Source organism: Photorhabdus kleinii (assembly GCF_025384885.1).
Taxonomy (GTDB): domain Bacteria; phylum Pseudomonadota; class Gammaproteobacteria; order Enterobacterales; family Enterobacteriaceae; genus Photorhabdus; species Photorhabdus kayaii.
The window spans coordinates 1-556 of sequence record NZ_JAJAFY010000166.1; the positions used below are offsets into that span (position 1 = coordinate 1).

General features: G+C 45.1%; 1 protein-coding gene. It reads left to right on the forward strand.

The window, feature by feature from the left end; genetic code table 11:
• Window positions 1-99: 99 nt before the first annotated feature.
• A partial coding sequence (locus LG003_RS23205; RefSeq protein WP_262981786.1) for a phage major capsid protein, P2 family occupies window positions 100-556 on the forward strand: 457 nt, incomplete at its 3' end.

Consider the following 556-nt stretch of genomic DNA (forward strand, 5'->3'; position numbering starts at 1 on the left):
CCAACTCAGCAAGCAGGATAATTCATCAACACATCGACCACTGGCAAATGGTTCAACCCAAGTGTTAGCCGATTATTAATTGCTACAGGAATTTTATTTATGTCACTCAGTAACGAAGGACGTCAACAATATCTGTCCTACCTTGACCAGCAAGGCAAATTAAACGGCGTCAGACGCGAAGGGGATAGCATTCAATTAACGGTGACCCCCGCTGTTCAGCAGCGTCTTGAAAAAGCCAAGATGGAAGCCAGCCCATTTTTGAATGAAATCAATTCTGTCGGTGTAACCGAGCAGGAAGGGGAAAAAATCGGCGTGGGTATCAACCGCACCATTGCTAGCCGCAACACATCCACTACGGAACGCCGTGAGCCAGTCAGTGTCCATGATTTAAAGGCTAACAGATATCGTTGTGAGCAAATTAACTTTGATACCTTTGTCAGCTATACGCAAATTGATGCGTGGAATGACCACCCGGAATTTCAGCAACTGATTAGTCAGCAGATTGTTCAGCAGGAAGCCAATGACCGTCTAATGATTGGTTTTAATGGTACATCGT